The following is a 17,790-nucleotide window of genomic DNA, read 5'->3' on the forward strand; positions in this document are numbered from 1 at the left end:
CCTGTACTTTTCGGGTGTCACTTGCGGCGAACCAGTTTGGCGGTCGAGGTCGAACGGGCAGATACCTCGCCGTCGCCATTGATCAGGGTGCCTTCCAGGAAGGCGGTACTCCTGCCGAGTTTGATCACCTTGCCGACAGCCCGCGCAGGCCCCGCCAGCGTCGGCGCCAGGAAACTGACTTTGATTTCCAGCGAAGGCAAGGCCGCTATGGACGCGTCCATGGCGAAAGCCGCATGGGCCATGGCCGCATCCAGCATCACCGTAACATTGCCGCCCTGAACGACGTTGACCGAGTGACAAAACTGCCGGGATACCTCGAACTGGATTTCACATTCGCCCGCTTCCGGATCCGCGTCCACAACCCTGCCGTTCAGCACCTGCAAACAGGGGGGGATATGTTCGTTCATTCTGGCGATAACCGCGGCCTTATCCATCTCTAATCCTTGATTGACTTGCAAACGACCGATAATAGCACCGGGCGGGAACCACCCTCCAGCGGCGCCAGCTGCATTCCATCAGATGCCGCCAACCGGCTGATTATCTGGCCCCGTAGGCTAGGCTGGAAGAGCAAGGTCGAAAAGCCATGCATGGCATGAACAAGGAGGTCAGCCAATGAGAACACCAGCCTGGATACTGGTATCACTGTGGGTGCTGCAGGGGCAGACAGCAGCAGCCGAAGATCCCGATGTGAAAGCCTGTCAGCGTCTCAAAAACAGTATGGACCGTTACGAGGAAAAACGCCGGGCGGGCGGTTCCACAGCGCAGATGGACCGCTGGAAGCGCGCGCGACAGGAGAAGAAAGACGAATTCGACGACCGCGGCTGCAGGCACCTGCGTGGACAACTGAAGTAAGACTGAAGCAACAGGGTGACAGTCCACGGCGGGCGTGAGGCAGCACGCTGCGGCCCGGCAGCCCAGTTACGACCAACTTGCCCGGATGACAGCGCTGTGGTCAGCTAGCCCGATACCAATAACACCCCGGTACGGTCATGCTGAAAAAATCTTTCATTGCGCTCCTGCTGACACTGGCTGTGCTGATTATCGGCCTGAACACCTGGGGCGCATTGACCCTGGGTCACCTCACTCCAGACCCCGGCGCAGTGCGCCAACCCGGGGCCAACCGGGTGGTGATGGTTTTCGGAGCCACCGGTTCGGTGGGCGACGGCCTGCTGAAAGCCGCAATGCAGGACCCGGAGGTCGAGCAGATTTATGCCGTCACCCGGCGCCTGTCACCGCGGCTTGAGGCCGGCCAGGCCTCCGGCCGGGTCACCGTGCTCCTGCACGAAGACTTCACCCGCTACCAGGGCATGGAGGATATCCTCGCCCGGGTGAATACGGTGATGTGGGGGCTGGGTACATCCTCCATCGGTATGGATCCGGAGCTGTACCGACGGATTCACGTGGATTTTCCCACCGCCTTTGTCAGCGCCTGGCTGGCAGCAAGGACGAGGGGCCCCATGGCCTTCCACTACGTCACCGGGATGGGCACCGGCGAGAACGAGAGCGCCGAATGGGCCCGCGACAAGGGCCGCGCGGAGCGACTGGTGGCGGAAATGGCCGAGGGTACGGGCTTGCGCAGCTTCGGTCACCGTTCCGCCTGGATCCGGCCCACGGCAGAAAATGCCCACTGGGGGATCTACCTCCTGGAGCGCCTCCTGCGCCCGGGGCACCTGGTCATTCGCGGCACTGATCTCGGCCGCGCCATGCTGGAGATCAGTGCGCGCCCCGGGGAGTTAGCCAACGGCACCCTGATCGACAACCGTGACGCGCTGGAGTACGCAGCGGCCTACCGCCAGCACGCTGGACGGTAGTGCCAGGCCTCGCGACGCTAGCGCGCCGCTAGTCGCCGCAACACGAAATGCAGAATGCCGCCATTCTCATAGTAGGCATACTCGTTGGGCGTATCGATGCGCACCCGGGTGGTAAAACTCACGGTTTCACCATCACTGCGGGTAGCGGTCACCGTCACTTCACCCTGCCCCTTGCTGACCGCCGGTATGGCGAAGAGCTCGCTACCGTCCAGCCCGAGGCTGTCGGCACTGTCACTGCCCTGGAACTGCAAAGGCAGTATGCCCATCCCCACCAGGTTGGAACGGTGAATGCGCTCATAGCTGTTGGCGATCACCGCGCGAATGCCCAGTAGCGACGGGCCCTTCGCTGCCCAGTCCCGGGAGGACCCGGTACCGTACTCTGCCCCGGCCAGTACCACCAGCGGGATACCCTGCTCCTGATAGGCCATCGAAGCATCGAATATCGACTCCTGCTCGCCGTTCAGGAAGTTGGTGGTCCAGCTCCCTTCGGTGCCGGGAGCCAGCTGGTTTTTCAGCCGCACGTTGGCAAAGGTCCCGCGCATCATGACCTCGTGGTTCCCCCGGCGTGAGCCGTAGGAATTGAAGTCCTTCACTGCCACGCCCTTGTCCTGCAGGTACTTGCCCGCCGGGCTGTCGGCGGCAATCGCCCCGGCTGGCGAGATATGGTCGGTGGTGACGCTGTCACCCACCTTCACCAGGCAGCGGGCACCTTCTATGGCGGCGACACCCGGTTCGATACCAGCGATCCCCTCGAAGAAGGTGGGCTTGCGCACATAGGTGGAGTCCGGCCAGGGATAGCGCTCACTGCCCTCGACCGGCAGGGCATTCCAGTCGGCATTGCCACTGTAAACGTCGGCATACTTGTCCTGAAACATCGCCGTATCCAGCGCGCCCGCCAGGATACCGTTGATCTCATCGCTGGAGGGCCAGATATCCGCCAGGTAGACCGGCTTGCCCTCGGCCCCCCTACCCAGCGGCTCCTTGTAGAGGTCGATATCCATGTTGCCCGCCAGGGCGTAAGCCACCACCAGCGGCGGCGATGCCAGGTAGTTGGCCCGGACATCCTGGTGAATCCGCCCTTCGAAGTTGCGATTACCGGAGAGCACCGAGGTCACCAGCAGGTTGCCGCTGCGAATGGCGTCGGTGATGTCATCGGGCAGCGGCCCGGAATTGCCGATGCAGGTGGTGCAACCATAGCCCACGAGGTAAAAGCCGAGCGCCTCGAGGTCATCCATCAACCCGGTTTTTTCGAGGTAGCCCGTCACCACCTTGGAGCCCGGCGCGAGGCTGGTTTTCACCCAGGGCCGGGAAGTCAGGCCCAACTCCCGGGCCTTGCGGGCCACCAGCCCCGCCGCGATAAGCACCGCCGGATTGGAGGTATTGGTACAACTGGTGATTGCCGCAATCACTACCGCACCGTGACGGAGATCGAAACTGTCTGCGCCGCGCTCCACATGAACACCCTTGACCGCCTCCTTGTGCTCGTCGAGGTGACCGCCCTCGTCTTCCCAGCCGCCCTCCGGCTCGGGCACCAGTGCCAGTTCGTCGAACTCGCGCAGTACCCCGACGAAGCTGGACTTGCTGTCGGTGAGGGGAATCCGGTCCTGGGGCCGCTTGGGTCCCGCCAGGGACGGCACCACTTCACCCAGGTCGAGCTGCAGCGTCGCGGAATAGCGTGCCTCGGGTGAGCTGTCGTCGTGCCAGAGGCCCACCGCTTTCATGTAATCCTCGACCAGGGCTCGCTGGGCCTGGTCGCGCCCGGTCAATTCCAGGTAGTCGATGGTGCGCTGATCCACCGGAAAGATACCGCAGGTCGCCCCGTACTCCGGCGCCATATTGGCGATGGTGGCGCGATCCGCCAGGGTCAGGTGCTTGAGACCGGGACCAAAAAACTCCACAAACTTGCCCACCACGCCGTGCTGGCGCAGCATCTGGGTAACGGTAAGTACGAGGTCAGTGGCGGTGGCCCCCTCGGACATACGTCCATCGAGGCGAAAGCCCACTACCTGGGGAATCAGCATGGTCACCGGCTGCCCCAGCATGGCGGCCTCTGCCTCGATGCCCCCAACCCCCCAGCCCAGTACCCCCAGGCCGTTGATCATCGTGGTGTGGGAGTCGGTGCCAACGAGGGTGTCCGGGTAGGCCACGGCCTCCCCGTCCTGCTCCCCGGCAAAGACACCCCGGGCGAGAAATTCCAGGTTGACCTGGTGCACGATCCCCGTGCCCGGGGGGACCACGCTGAAGTTACTGAAGGCCTCCTGCCCCCAGCGCAGAAAGCGGTAGCGCTCAAGGTTTCGCTCCAGCTCGATGTCGGTGTTCTGCGCCAGCGAACGCTCACTGCCGAAATGATCCACCATCACCGAGTGATCGATCACCAGTTCTACCGGCGACAGGGGGTTGATCTGGCCCGCCTCTCCACCCAGTTCGACCATGGCATCGCGCATCACCGCCAGGTCGACGATGGCCGGCACCCCGGTGAAGTCCTGCAGCAGCACCCGCGCGGGCACAAAGGCGATTTCCTGGGTCGGCTCGACCTGCGGATCCCAATTCACCAGGGCTTCCACGTCGTCGTCAGTGACGTAGTCCTCGGCGCCGTGGCGCAGGAGGTTTTCCAGCAGGATTTTCAGTGAGAACGGCAGGCTGCGCACATCGCCAAGCGAAGCGAGATGATCCATCGGGTAGATGCGGTACTGCTTGCCGGCAGTGTCCAGGGAGGCGGCTTTGCTATAGCGGGTACTCATGGCGGTCTCCGTCGGTCAGTGGGCTGGCGGCCTCAAGTCGGGCCGGCTCAGTGTCACTATAGCAGCTGCCATTGGCCGCCGCGTTGCAGCCCAATCCAACCGGCCGGCAGGACTAATAGCGCCAGAACATCGGGAAAAACAGGGCCAGCACGGTAAAATATTCCAGCCGGCCCAGAATCATGGCGGCGGAAAGAATCCAGATACCGGTGTCCGTCACGACCTGGAAATTACTCCCCACCTGCCCCAGGCCCGGACCCAGCACATTGAGACAGGCCGCTACCGCCGAGAAGGCCGACAGCAGATCCAGCCCGGTATAGACCAGTGCCATGGTCAATACCAGCGTGCTCCCCGCCACGAAGGAGAAAAAGGCCATCACCGAATGGCGAATATCGGGTGTCACGATCTGGCGCTGAAAGCGAATCTCCTTGACGGCTGCCGGATGCAGGATGCGCTGGGCGTCACTGCGCACCGTCTTGAAGGCGATGATATTGCGAATGAACTTGCTACCCCCGGCGGTGGACCCTGCACAGCCGCCCAGGTAGCCGGCGATGATCAGCCCCACTGGTGCAACCAGGGGCCAGCTGGACAGGTCTTCGTCGCCAAAACCGGTACTGGTGATGAAGGAAACCAGGTGAAATGTAGCGAAGCTCAGGGATTCCCAGAAACTGTCATACCGGCCGCACCCGAACAGGTACAGCGCCAGCACCAGCGAGATGATCGCGACGGTCAGCAGGAACACCCGGGTTTCCTCGTCCTTCCAGTAGCGAGCCACGTCACCGGTCAGCAGGATCCGGTAATGAAGGCCAAAACTGATCGCCCCCAACAGCATGAACACATTGGCGATATTCAGCAGCAGGTGGCTATTGAAATAGCCCATGCTGGCGTCGTGGGTGGAAAACCCACCAGTAGAGACTGCGGTAAAACTGTGGGCGACCGCATCGAAGACACTCATACCACCGAGATAGAAGGCCAGCGCACAGGCCCCGGTGATCACAATGTAGACAAACCAGAGACTGTGGGCCGCGTGGCTGACCCGGGGCGACAGCTTGTCGTCCTTCACCGGCCCGGACGTCTCCGCCTTCAGCAGGCGCATCCCCCCCACGTTGAGCATGGGCAGCACAGCCACCACGAATATCACCACCCCCAGCCCCCCCATCCACTGCAGGAACTGGCGGTACATCAGGAAGGTGCCCGGCATTGAATCGAGCCCGGTCAGCACGGTGGCGCCCGTGGTGGTGAGGGCGCTGATCGACTCGAACACCGCATCGGTATAGCTGATACCGGCAATGAGGTGAATGGGCAGCGCGCCCAGCACCCCGGTCAGCACCCAGGTCAGGGTGGCAAACACCAGCGCGTCACGATAGGAAATCTGGTGAATACGGGTGCGCAGGACAAGGTGCACCGCGCCGGCGGCAAGCACCGTGATGCCACCGGGAATGAGAAAGGGCTCGGCGATGGTGTCGTCGTGGAGCACCAGCGCTACGGCGCCGAACAGAAACTGCACCACCCCCATCCACAGGGCGGGCATGGCGAGCAACCTGAGCGTATTCGGCGTATTCACTATCCCCTGTGGCGTTCCGGTCAGCCCCGACGCCACACGCGCCGGGTGGGAGCATGCGGGCAGTATACTTGCTTGCTCACTGTGCCAAAATGGCGGGTACCTGCCTGTCGCCCGGCATGTATCGTAAAGCGTATCGTGAAGCCTGCCGGGTGCCAGGCCCCAAGCGGAAGGGAGTGCCCCGATGAACGGACTGCAACAATTCACCCTCGGATTTCTGGAACTACTGGCGGTGGCCACCGCCGTGTCGGTAGTGGTGGGCCTGGGAGTACTGGCGTGGATGTACGTGGTGGATGTCACCCAGACCCGGCATGCCGTGCGCCGCAACTACCCGGTCATCGGCCGTTTTCGCTATTTTTTCGAGCACCTCGGGGAATTCTTCCGCCAGTACTTCTTCGCCCTGGACCGCGAGGAACTCCCCTTCAACCGGGCCCAGCGCAGCTGGGTTTACCGCGCGGCCAAGAATCTCGACTCCACGGTGGCCTTCGGTTCTACCCTGCCCCTCAACCAGCCCGGGGACATCCTCTTCCTCAACTGCCTGATCCCCCCGCTGGAAGAAGACATCAAGCCGCGCAGCAAGCTCAGCTTCGGCGAGGGCTACGCAGAGCAGCCCTACACCACCGAAGCCTTCTTCAACATCTCCGCGATGAGCTTTGGCGCCCTGTCGGAACCCGCGGTCCGGGCCCTGTCCCGCGGCGCAGCCAAGGCGGGCATCTGGCTCAATACCGGCGAAGGCGGGCTTGCGCCCTACCACCTGGAGGGTGGCTGTGACCTGATCTTCCAGATCGGCACCGCCAAGTATGGAGTGCGCGACGAACAGGGCCGACTCAGCGATGACCGCCTGCGGCACATCGCCCAGCACGAACAGGTGCGCATGTTCGAGATCAAATTGTCCCAGGGCGCCAAACCCGGCAAGGGCGGCATCCTGCCCGGGATCAAGGTGACCGATATCATCGCCAGCACCCGCGGTATCCCGGTCGGGGTGGACTCCATCAGCCCCAACCGGCATCGGGAAATCCACACGGTCGAGGACCTGCTGCACCTGATTCATCACGTGCGGAATGTCACCGGCAAACCGGTGGGCATCAAGGCCGCGATCGGCCAGACCGCCTGGCTGGACGAGTTCTGCCAGCGCATCCATGAGCTGGGCCTGGATTATGCGCCGGACTTTTTTACCGTGGACAGCGCCGACGGCGGCAGCGGTGCCGCACCCCTCAGCCTGATGGACCTGATGGGCCTGCCGGTCCGCCGCAGCCTGCCTCTGGTGGCCGACAAACTGGTGGAATACGGCCTGCGCCAGCGCATCCGGGTGATCTGCTCGGGCAAAATGATCAACCCTGCCGGGGTCGCCGCCGCTCTCTGCCTGGGGGCCGACTGTGTGAATTCGGCGCGCGGCTTCATGTTCGCCCTGGGCTGTATCCAGGCGATGCAGTGCAACCGCAATACCTGCCCCACCGGGGTGACCACCCACGACCCGAAACTGCAGCAGGGGCTGGACCCCACCGACAAGGCCGAGCGTGTGGCGCACTATGCCGGTAACCTCATGCACGAGGTGGAACTCATCGCCCACTCCTGCGGGGCGACTGAGCCGCGCCAGCTGAACCGCAGCCACGCCCAGATCATCAACGAGCGAGGCCTGCCCGAACCACTGGCGGAGGTGTACCCCGTCCCGGAGATTCGCCCGGAGTTCCTGCCCCACCGGGCGGCGGGCTGACATTGCACCAGCGCCAGCCACCGTGCTAGTTTTGCCTGTGGGGACGCTATAACGAGGGCGCGGCCATGACCGTTGCCGGACGTATCAATCTGACAGTCGGTTTCGTGGCACTGCTGGCCGCGGGGCTACTCTCCTTCTTTCTCTGCTTACACCAGTTCCAGACCGAAAAACGGCTACTGCTGCGAGACCTCGCCTCAGTGGTAGCCAGTCGCCCTGAACTGCAGGCGGATATGTACCTGCGCGACGCCGTCCGTATGCAGAGTGCACTGCAGGCATTGCTGGCCGTCTCGCCCGCGGTACAGCGCGCCGCGCTGCTCAATGGCGACGGCGAAATCCTCGCCGAGCGCCACGCCGTGGGCAACGGCAGCCCGCCGCGCCTGTCCTTCGACCGCGCCCGGGACAACGCCGACGCCCTCGCCACCACCCTGATAACGGTGACCGACACCGAATCGGGCACGGCGCATTCTCCCCTTGCCACCATTACCGGCGGCGAGCGGGTGATGCACCTGACCACACCGGTGTTTTCCCTGCTCAGCCCGATCGATAAGGGGCTTTCGCGCAACGATTTTGCCCGCGCCCTCGCCGACCCGTCCGCCAATGCCAGCCGCCATGTCATGGGCTATGTGCAGTTGGCCATGAGCCGCACCACCCTGCTGTCGGATGCGCTGCCCTCGCTCAGCGTGATCGCGCTGGCCAACCTGGTGTTTGCCGCCTTCTGCGTCCTCATGGTCCGGCTCAGCGCCGGGCGCATCACCCGCCCGCTGAATGAGCTGAGCGCCGTGGCGGAACGGATTGCCTCCGGCACCCAGGACAGGACCATCAGCGTCTCCGGCAGCAGCGAAATCCGCGACCTGGCGGCCGCCCTCAACACCATGATCGAGAGCCTCAGTTCCTACCGCGCCCGCACCGGCGTCGACCAGACCCTGTTGCGCATGAAGGTCGACGAGCGCACCGAGCAGTTGTCCACGCGCAACCGGGAACTCAACGCCGCGGTGCGCGAAGCAACTGAGGCCCGCAATCGCCTGCGCCACATGGCTTACTACGACAGCCTGACCGCCCTGCCCAATCGCCGCCTGTTCACGGAGCAACTGGACCTGTTGCTGCGGCTCAGCCGCCGCAACCGGCAGCTGCTCGCACTGCTGTTCCTGGATCTCGACAATTTCAAACGCATCAACGATTCCCTCGGTCACGCCGCCGGGGACCTGCTGCTGAAGGAGGTTGCCAACCGCTTGACCAGTTGCGTGCGCGACAGCGACGTGGTCGCCCACCTCGAGGATCCGGAGCAGCGGCCTGGTGTATCGCGCCTGGGCGGCGACGAGTTTACGGTTATTCTCAACCAGCTGAACGAGCCGGAAACCGCGGGCCTCGTCGCCGAGCGCCTGCTCACGGCACTGACCGAGCCCGTTACCATCGAGGGTCACGAAATCGTGGTGACCCCCAGCATCGGGATTGCCGTTGCCCCCCGGGACGGCGACAGCATCGAGGAACTGCTGCGCGCTGCCGATACCGCCATGTACCACGCCAAACGCGGCGGCAAGAGCAACTGTGTTTTCTACAACCCGGACATGGATGCCGCCGGCATCGACCGCCTGGAACTGGAAACCGACCTGCGCCGGGCACTGGAGAGGAAGGAACTGCAGCTTTACTACCAACCCCAGGTGGATTCCCGCAGTGGCAGCGTAGTGGGTGTGGAGAGCCTGGTGCGCTGGCTGCACCCGCAGCGGGGCATGGTTTCGCCCGCCGTGTTCATTCCCCTCGCTGAGGAGATGGGACTGATCGGTGATATCGGCAACTGGTGCCTGCACCAGGCCTGCGTGGACATGGTGAGCCTGAAGGGCATCGACACCGATCTCAGCAAGGTCGCCGTCAATATCTCCGCCCTGCAGTTTGACCCGCGATTGATCGAGCAGGTGGACGATGCACTGGCCCGGACCGGCCTGGACCCGCGCTCCCTGTCACTGGAACTGACGGAAGGTATCGCCGTCGAAAGCGGCGACCAGCCCCTCAACACCATGCACGGGCTCAAGGGGCTCGGCGTCCAGCTGTCCATCGACGACTTCGGCACCGGTTACTCCTCCCTCGGCTACCTCAGCCGCTTTCCCCTGGACGAACTGAAAATCGACCGCAGTTTCGTCGACGGGGTGGAGCGGGAAAACCAGCAGGCCGCCCTGGTCGCCGCCATCATCGCCATGAGCAACAACCTGGGCCTGGAAGTGGTCGCTGAAGGGGTGGAAACGAGCGAGCAATTCCGCCACCTCACCGGACAGGGCGCGCGCATCTTCCAGGGCTACCTGTTCAGCAAACCACTGCCGTTGGAGGAGTTGCATGAAGTGCTGCGGCCAGGCCGGTTTGCGAGCAAAGTCATGGACATCACCGGCGTGATCGAGACCATAGCAGAGCGCGCCGAGCCCAGCCTGGGCTGAGTTCCGGAAACGTCAGGGCCCGATATCGGGGCTGCCCAGTAATTCCCTGCCCAAGGCCTCGGCGGCATCCAGCAGCGCCTGCAGATCGCGCCAGCGCGTGCGGTGGTTGGTGATTGCTACGCGAATGGCAACCACACCATTGATGACAGTAAAAGACGGCGCGGCGATCCCGCGACACTGCAGTTCCACCACTATTCGCCGATTGAGCCGATCCAGCGCGGGGCCATCCAGACCCGGGATGCGATAGCGGAAACAGACGATATTGAGGGAGACCGGCGCCAGCAGTTCCAGGTGCTCGCTGGCTTCGACGCACTCGCCAAGCCGGCTGGCCTGAACACAATTGCGGTAAATTGCCTGCCCCAGGCGCCGCGTGCCCATCTCCTTGAGTTGGAACCAGACCCCGAGGGCGGCAAAGCCACGAGACAGTTCGATGCCAAAATCGTTTGGCCAGGGTGAACCGCCGGCAATACCCTGCCGCTCCCCCTGCAGGTAGGCGTGGGATGTCTGGAAGGTCTGCCGGTGCAATTCGCCGTCGGCCACCAGCAGGCAGCCGGCGGAGTAGCCCACGTGCATCCACTTGTGAAAATCAAAGGCGATAGAGTCGGCTGCCTCAATGCCCGCAAGGCGCGGTTTCAGAACATCGGAGAGCACGCACAGACCACCGAAAGCGCCGTCCACGTGATGCCACAGGCCGTGTTCCCGCGCCAGGCGATTGATGACCGGGAGGTCGTCGATGGCGCCGGAGTTGACGCTGCCGACCGAGGACACCACGGCCAGGGGCGTGAGCCCGGCGGCGATGTCGGCTTCTATATGCCGGGCGAGTTCGACGGTATCCATACGAAAATCGGGCTGTACCGGCACACTGCACAAGGCCTCGCTGCCCAGCCCCATCAGCTCCAGCGCCTTGTCTACCGACACATGGGCCTGGGCACTGGCGTACACCCTCAGCCCGGGTCGCACCGCATTGCCTCCGGTGCGGGCCTCGCCGCCGGTGGCTCGCTGGCGCGCCACCGCCAGGCCTAGCAGGGTGGCAGTGGAGGTCCCGCTGCAGATCATCCCGCTGGCGCCCGCGGGCATGCCAAACAGATCCTGCATCCAGCGAATAACCTGGCGCTCGAGGTAAATCGGCGCGTGATCCCGCCCCCCCATGTTGGCGTTGATGGCGCCCGCCATCATCTGGGCAATCACTCCGCTGGGCGTGCCGGTACCGTTCACCCAGCCCCAGAAGCGCGGGTGAATGTTGCCCAGGGTGTAGGGCAACACCCTGTCCTGCAACTCGCCCACCAGGTTCGGCAGGGGTTCCCCCTCCTCCGGCAGCGGCGCATCGACCTGCCGCGCCCGGTCTGGCAACTCCTGCCACACGCCCTGGGCCTGGCGCTCGCGAATATGTTCCAGCGCCACGTCGAGGGCGGCGTGGGCCTCGTCGCGAAAGCTCTCCCAGTCCGCTGGATCCAGCAGGGAGGCCGCGTCGATATCGGGGGGGCTTGTCTTCATCGGGACTCGGTCGGCCCGCGGCATGCCGCGGGCGATGGGGATCGGGTTAAAGGAGCAGGTAGTACCGGGCAGATTACTGCTGCTGTTGCGCCTGCTCTTCGCGCTTGGCTTCCTGGATGTTTTCCAGGTTCTGGCGGTAGGCCTGGGTGACCTTGTCGATACCCTTGGCATTCAGGCCACCGGAGTTGCCGGCGAATGCGTAAGTGGTATACACGCCCGATGCCGTCATCAACGCGGCGGAAATCAGCCGGGTGGCCACACCTTCATTCTTCATGGTGTTGGCGAGATCGATAAATCGCTGCATGCACTGCTGGTGCTGTTCGGCTTCTTCCGGAGTAGCCATGCCTGAATCCTCTATATTGGCTGGTAACAAAGCGCCGATTCTAGCACTCTCGGCCGCCTGCTGGCGAAGCCGCCTGCACCAGGCTGCGAAACAGGTTGATCTGGGCACGGTGGGTGGGCAGGTACTCCGGATGCCATTGCACGCCTTTGAGGAAGCGCCGGCCCGGTGACTCTACCGCCTGCACGAATCCATCGAGGTCACGACCGCACACCGTCAGCCCTTCTCCGAGCCGGTCAATGGCCTGGTGGTGCAGGCTGTTGATCCGCAGACGGGAGGCCCCGAGGATGCCCTCCAGGGCCGAACCCGACTCCACCAGCAGGGTTTTCCTGGCCAGCGGAGTACGCCGGTTGGAGGTTCGGCGTCGCAGCGGGCGCAGGTCGGTGAGCAGGGATCCTCCCAGTACCACATTGAGCAGCTGGGCGCCGCGACAGATGCCCAGCACCGGCAGGTCGGCGGGCAGTGCCGTTTCCAGCACTTCAATTTCGAAACGGTCGCGCTCGGGATTGATCGGCGCACGTTCCGGGTCGTGGGGCAGGTAGAGCCCGGGGTCGATGTCGTCGCCACCGCTAACGATCAGGCCGTCCACCGCTTCGATGACGTCGCGTCGCGGTGTCATCCGGCAGGCCCGGGCACCGCAACGCCACAGGGCCCAGCGAATAAACCACCAGGCCACCGGAAAATGGCCGTCGTCACCGGTCACGCCAATCAGGGGTCGATGCACGCGTCGGCGTCTCCGCAGTCTAGAGCAGTTCCGGCAACAGCCAGCGGCTCACACCTTCAGGCCAGTCCCGGAACAGGCCGCCGGCTGGCGAATCGAGATGCTGGCGGTAGGCGCGACAGGCGAGTGCCAGGCGCCGCTCGTCACTGGCCAGGGCTTCCACCTGCAGCCAGTTACGCCAGGGCGATGCCAGGCTCCAGTTGCCCTCATCTACCTGGCAGTTGGGCAGCCGGTAGTGCAGGGTCGGGCGGGGATTGACCCGGTCATCGTCTACCGCTGCACGCACCCGGGGGGCATCCAGGTGGGAAAACAGCGGCAGCATGTCCAGGGCCCGGTTGCGGGTCGCGTTGAACTTGAGGTAGTCGTCGATCAGCAGGGGCAGGTCCGGACTGTAGTCCGCATCCAGCACCCGGGTAACGTACTTGCGGGGAAAGGGATCGATGTAGGGTGTGATACGACGGCTGAGATCGACCTGCTCGCGCTCTACCAGCCACTCGTAAAGGCACAGGAAGCTGCGCATGTAAGCCAGGATGGTCGGGGCTTCCAGATCCGGCAGCTCCGGGTTGAGATGCAGCCCGAAGGCATAGACCGCCGCGTGCCGCGTGCCTTTCGCGCCCGCCTGCCGCAGACGCTGCAACAGGTCACCGAGCTGCCACAGGTCTCCCATGGCAATGGGCGGACTGACAATCTCATGGGGTACCAGTTGCTCGGCCACCAGCTTGAGCAGGGCCTCGCCGAATTGTTCGAGATCACTGTCCTCCTCGATATTGCGTTCACGCCCCAGTTGCTTGAGGTAGCCGTAATCCAGTTCGAGGCCGAAGGTACCGAGGCTCGAGTCGCGCAGTATCTGCTCGTAGGGGGAAATCACCTCGGCCTCGCCCCCCAGTTCCGAGAGCATGATCCCGGCAATGGATTCGATATCCATCCCGGAAAATTCCAGCTCCACGCCCACCCGCCGGGGGTCACCAGTGGCGGTCTCCTGCCGTGGCGGCAACGGCCACTGGCTGGCCCGGTAATTGTTGTCCAGACTGCTTTTCACGTACCATCCTCGCCCGTCGAAAGACGCCGCCCCGTGCTGGCGTTCACTTCACTATACACGCTAACTACGCTGTTCGAGCCCGGAGTTCCCATGCCAGCCCCCCTGCCGCCCCCCATGTCACAAGCCTTGCACGCCCTGTGCTGTCTCACACTGGCCCTGCTTGCGCCTCTGGCCAGCGCCGCCAGTGACACTCTACTGCTGCAGAATGCACAGGTGGTCGATGTCGAACAGGGTACGGTGCAGCTGCTCGACGTACTGGTGGAAGGCGACAGGATCAGCGCCCTGCTGCCCCCTGGAGATGGTCCAGACGGGGGCCAGCGCGTCGACCTGGCAGGTCGCTACCTGATCCCCGGCCTGTGGGACATGCACGTCCACTTCGAGGGCCGCGACCTGGTAGAGGACAATGCGCTACTGCTGCCGGTGTACCTGGCTTACGGCGTCACCGCCGTGCGTGACGCTTCCGGCAGCCTCGCCGACACCGTCCTCCAGTGGCGCGGTGAAATTGCCAGGGGCGAGCGCCTGGGGCCGCGCATCTTCACTTCCGGCCAGAAGTTCGAGGGTATCGACTCTCTCTGGGAAGGGGATCGCGAGGTTGGCAATCGCGAACAGATGCTGGCAGGTATGGACGAGCAGCAGGAACTCGGTGTGGATTTCATCAAGGTGACGGAAAATACCCTGCCACCGGAGCTGTTCCTGCAAACCGTGGCCGAAGCCCACCGCCGGGGCCTGCTGGTGTCGACGCACGTGCCGCTGGGTCTCGGCATTTTCGAGCTGGCCGAGGCCGGGCTTTCCAGCATCGAGCACGCCAGCTACCTGCTGCGTCTGGGCTATATCGACAAGGAGAATGTCGACGAGGAGACGATCGCCCGCCAGGTCCGCGACGGGCGGCTGGGCACCGAGCAGGCCAACGCCGCCTACAGCGATCATTTTGACCAGGACACCGCCAATGCGGCCTATATGCGCCTGGCTGCCGCGGGGGTCGCCGTGACCCCAACCCTGATCGGCGGCCGCCAACTCGCCTGGCTGGCGGAATCCGACCACCGGGAGGACGCCTTCCTGCGTTACCTGACGGATGACTTTACCGCCAAGTACCAGTGGCGCATCGATCGCATGGCCGGGGAGACAGAAGATCAGCGCGCCGCACGCAAGGCCCGCTACAACCTGACCGCGGCCCAGGTGCCGCAATTGCAGGCGGCAGGTGTCACCCTGCTGGCCGGCAGCGACTCCGCCGCCCTCAATACCTACGTCTACCCCGCCCAGGCCCTGCACGATGAACTGGCCCTGTTCACCGACGCGGGTCTGTCGCCACTGCACGCCCTGCAGGCCGCTACCATCAATGGCGCCCGCTTCATGCGCCTGGGGGATGACTACGGCAGCATCGCCCCGGGCAAGCAGGCAGACCTCGTGGTACTGGAGGAGAATCCGCTCGAGGATATCCGGGCGACGACCCGCATACAGGCGCTGGTCCACGGCGGCCAGCTCTACGACCGCGCCGTCCTCGACGCCCTGCTGGAGCAGGCCGCGGCACGCAAAAAGGCCCTGGAAGCCGGCACCCCATAGGGCGCCCGGCCCACGGCCGGTTTGAGCCGCCGGCCTGCCTTGGGTATCATTCGCCGCCACAACGTCCCCGCATAACAATAGCCCGACCGGACCCCTCGTCGCCTGTACCCGCCATGGCCGGGATCGGGCATTTCGCTATTGGAGCAGCAGCACATGTTTGAGATTCGCCCCAACCGGACCAGCAGCGTCAAGAACGATGTGCTGTCCGGCCTGACCGTCGCCCTGGCCCTGGTGCCCGAAGCGGTCGCGTTTGCCTTTGTCGCCGGCGTTGAACCGCTGGTGGGTCTGTACGCTGCCTTCATGGTGGGTTTGATCACCGCCTGCATCGGCGGCCGCCCCGGCATGATCTCCGGCGCCACCGGTGCGCTGGCGGTGGTGATGGTGTCACTGGTGGCGGAACACGGAGTGGAGTATCTCTTCGCCACCGTCGTGCTGATGGGCTTGTTGCAGATCACCGCCGGCGCCCTGCGCCTGGGCAAGTTCATCCGCATGGTCCCCCACCCGGTGATGATGGGCTTCGTCAATGGCCTGGCCATCGTGATTTTCCTCGCCCAGCTGAGCCAGTTCGGCGAAAAGGGCCAGCCTGGCTGGCTCGAAGGCACCGGGCTGGAAGGCTCGGTGATCGACGTGGCCTGGCTGCAGGGTGAGGCGCTTTACCTGATGCTGGGCCTGGTGTTCCTGACCATGGTCATCATCCACTTCCTGCCGCGGCTGACCAAGGCAGTGCCGGCCTCCCTGGCAGGCATCCTCATCGTCAGCCTGCTGGTCATCGGCCTCGGCCTCGACACCCGCGTGGTCGGGGACGTCGCCTCTATCAAGGGTGGCCTGCCCAGTTTCCACATTCCCGCGGTGCCGCTGAACTTCGAGACCCTGGGCATTATTTTCCCCTACGCGGTGATTCTCGCGGCCATCGGCCTGATCGAGTCCCTGCTCACCCTGCGCCTGGTGGACGAAATCACCGAGACCCGCGGCCGCGGCAACAAGGAATGTGTGGGCCAGGGCGTGGCCAACACCGTCACCGGCTTCTTCGGCGGGATGGGCGGCTGCGCCATGATCGGCCAGAGCATGATCAACGTGAACTCCGGTGGCCGCGGACGCCTGTCGGGCATCACCGCCGCCCTCAGCCTGCTGCTGTTCATTCTGGTGGCGTCGCCGCTGATCGAGCAGATCCCGCTGGCGGCCCTGACCGGGGTGATGTTCATCGTGGTAATCGGAACCTTCGAGTGGAGCTCCTTCCGGGTGCTGCGCAAAATTCCCCGCTCCGATGCTTTGGTGCTGATCATGGTGTCTGCCGTGACGGTGGCCACTGACCTGGCGATTGCCGTCATCGTGGGCGTGATCATCTCGGCCCTGGTCTTCGCCTGGGAGCACGCCAAGCACATCCGGGTGGAAGCGAAGGAAGATCACAAGGGCTCCACCGTGTACGCGGTGTACGGCCCGCTGTTCTTCGGCTCTGTGGCCTCCTTCCTGGAGCAGTTCGATCCGCGCCAGGATCGCGACGACGTGATTATCGATTTCGCCCGCTCCCGGGTGGCGGATCACTCGGGGCTGGAGGCAATCGACTCACTGGCCGAGCGCTACCTCAATGCCGGCAAGACCCTGCACCTGGTGCACCTGTCCGAGGAGTGCCGCAAGCTGCTGCACCAGGCCGGTGACCTGGTGGAAGTGAACGTGATCGAGGATCCCAAGTACTTCGTAGCGGAAGACAGCCTGGGCTGAATAACGAACGGGCCCCGCGGGGCCCGTCGTCATACACAGGTCGAGCTGTCGATCAGGCGGCCATCGGGCTCTCACCATCACCCCCGCGCGGCTACCAGCGCGCCGGTATTGGCTTTACAGGTAATTGAAGGAGGGGTCGCTGTAATCGCGGGCGGACACCTGGCTGACGTAACCCGGCACCAGTTGATGCAGGGTCTGCATATCCAGCACATGCTCCCGATGGTCGATGGCCCAGCGCCCTTCGCGACGGGACCAGCGGTCGAGGTAGCGCCCCCGGCTGACGATCTCCTGGCGGGCTCCGTCGGCGTTGGGCAACATCCACAGCGACACGGTGATGTAGGTCTCACTGCGGGCAACATCGCCATTCACTGCGATCACCGATTGGGAAATCTGGTGTGAGTGCCGTTCCATCCCGGCGTGAGCATCCCACACCCAGTCCACGAAGCCGTGACCTGTACCCTCAAAAATATCGTGATAGAGCGCTGTGCCATCGGGGTGCCAGACTGCGTAGGCGGCGGGCTTGTCCATCCGGTCGAGGGCGCGGCAGTAACCGGCCAGCACCGCGCGTATCTCACTCTCGGATTGCAGGCGTTCGAGCGTATTGTTCATTATGGTTGCTCCAACTGTAACGGCCGCCACACGGCTGCTGTGACGGCCGAAGACAGTATAG

Annotated in this window: 14 protein-coding genes; 6 read left to right on the forward strand and 8 right to left on the reverse strand. The window is 64.1% G+C overall.

The features are described from left to right. Positions 1 to 17: 17 nt before the first annotated feature. Complete coding sequence (locus FV139_RS00625) at positions 18 to 434, reverse strand: PaaI family thioesterase (RefSeq protein WP_148066316.1); 417 nt, start codon at positions 432 to 434, stop codon at positions 18 to 20. A gap of 178 nt (positions 435 to 612) precedes the next feature. Here FV139_RS00625 and FV139_RS00630 point away from each other — a divergent pair, with 178 nt between their 5' ends. After that, positions 613 to 852, forward strand: coding sequence for a hypothetical protein (locus tag FV139_RS00630; protein ID WP_148066317.1), 240 nt, complete (start codon positions 613 to 615; stop codon positions 850 to 852). 137 nt (positions 853 to 989) lie between these two features. After that, positions 990 to 1,811 (forward strand): Rossmann-fold NAD(P)-binding domain-containing protein, encoded by an 822-nt coding sequence (locus FV139_RS00635; protein ID WP_148066318.1) that lies wholly within the window; start codon positions 990 to 992, stop codon positions 1,809 to 1,811. 17 nt (positions 1,812 to 1,828) lie between these two features. Here FV139_RS00635 and acnA read toward each other — a convergent pair whose 3' ends face one another. Both acnA and FV139_RS00645 read right to left on the reverse strand, forming a co-directional pair. After that, the gene (acnA, locus tag FV139_RS00640; protein WP_148066319.1) at positions 1,829 to 4,552 is read right to left on the reverse strand and encodes an aconitate hydratase AcnA; all 2,724 of its coding nucleotides are present in this window, start codon (positions 4,550 to 4,552) and stop codon (positions 1,829 to 1,831) included. A gap of 112 nt (positions 4,553 to 4,664) precedes the next feature. Beyond that, positions 4,665 to 6,113 carry a TrkH family potassium uptake protein gene (locus tag FV139_RS00645; RefSeq protein ID WP_235898458.1) on the reverse strand — a complete coding sequence of 483 codons (1,449 nt, stop codon included), beginning with the start codon at positions 6,111 to 6,113 and terminating at the stop codon, positions 4,665 to 4,667. Between the two features lie 181 nt (positions 6,114 to 6,294). Here FV139_RS00645 and FV139_RS00650 point away from each other — a divergent pair, with 181 nt between their 5' ends. Beyond that, complete coding sequence (locus FV139_RS00650) at positions 6,295 to 7,824, forward strand: FMN-binding glutamate synthase family protein (protein WP_148066320.1); 1,530 nt, start codon at positions 6,295 to 6,297, stop codon at positions 7,822 to 7,824. Between the two features lie 65 nt (positions 7,825 to 7,889). Next, positions 7,890 to 10,247 carry a putative bifunctional diguanylate cyclase/phosphodiesterase gene (locus FV139_RS00655; RefSeq protein ID WP_148066321.1) on the forward strand — a complete coding sequence of 786 codons (2,358 nt, stop codon included), beginning with the start codon at positions 7,890 to 7,892 and terminating at the stop codon, positions 10,245 to 10,247. A 12-nt stretch (positions 10,248 to 10,259) separates the two neighbouring features. Here FV139_RS00655 and FV139_RS00660 read toward each other — a convergent pair whose 3' ends face one another. The 4 genes from FV139_RS00660 to FV139_RS00675 form a co-directional block, all read right to left on the reverse strand. Then, entirely contained in the window at positions 10,260 to 11,741 is a 1,482-nt protein-coding gene (locus FV139_RS00660; RefSeq protein WP_148066322.1) for a pyridoxal phosphate-dependent decarboxylase family protein, read from the reverse strand. 73 nt (positions 11,742 to 11,814) lie between these two features. Further along, positions 11,815 to 12,084 carry a DUF3144 domain-containing protein gene (locus FV139_RS00665; protein ID WP_235898459.1) on the reverse strand — a complete coding sequence of 90 codons (270 nt, stop codon included), beginning with the start codon at positions 12,082 to 12,084 and terminating at the stop codon, positions 11,815 to 11,817. 40 nt (positions 12,085 to 12,124) lie between these two features. Continuing rightward, positions 12,125 to 12,805, reverse strand: a complete 681-nt coding sequence (locus tag FV139_RS00670; protein WP_235898460.1) for a gamma-glutamyl-gamma-aminobutyrate hydrolase family protein — start codon at positions 12,803 to 12,805, stop codon at positions 12,125 to 12,127. A 19-nt stretch (positions 12,806 to 12,824) separates the two neighbouring features. Next, the gene (locus FV139_RS00675; protein ID WP_213003987.1) at positions 12,825 to 13,841 is read right to left on the reverse strand and encodes an amidoligase family protein; all 1,017 of its coding nucleotides are present in this window, start codon (positions 13,839 to 13,841) and stop codon (positions 12,825 to 12,827) included. Between the two features lie 90 nt (positions 13,842 to 13,931). Here FV139_RS00675 and FV139_RS00680 point away from each other — a divergent pair, with 90 nt between their 5' ends. Both FV139_RS00680 and FV139_RS00685 read left to right on the forward strand, forming a co-directional pair. Next, a complete protein-coding gene (locus tag FV139_RS00680) occupies positions 13,932 to 15,401 on the forward strand; it encodes an amidohydrolase family protein (protein ID WP_213003988.1) in 1,470 nt (489 codons plus the stop codon). A 153-nt stretch (positions 15,402 to 15,554) separates the two neighbouring features. Next, the gene (locus tag FV139_RS00685) at positions 15,555 to 17,120 is read left to right on the forward strand and encodes a SulP family inorganic anion transporter (RefSeq protein WP_148066323.1); all 1,566 of its coding nucleotides are present in this window, start codon (positions 15,555 to 15,557) and stop codon (positions 17,118 to 17,120) included. Between the two features lie 114 nt (positions 17,121 to 17,234). On the opposite strand, the gene FV139_RS00690 is transcribed toward FV139_RS00685, so the two are convergent. Then, positions 17,235 to 17,729 carry a nuclear transport factor 2 family protein gene (locus FV139_RS00690; protein ID WP_148066324.1) on the reverse strand — a complete coding sequence of 165 codons (495 nt, stop codon included), beginning with the start codon at positions 17,727 to 17,729 and terminating at the stop codon, positions 17,235 to 17,237. Positions 17,730 to 17,790: the final 61 nt, after the last annotated feature.

The sequence above is a fragment of the Parahaliea maris genome (assembly GCF_008064665.1).
In the GTDB taxonomy this organism is placed as follows: domain Bacteria; phylum Pseudomonadota; class Gammaproteobacteria; order Pseudomonadales; family Halieaceae; genus Parahaliea; species Parahaliea maris.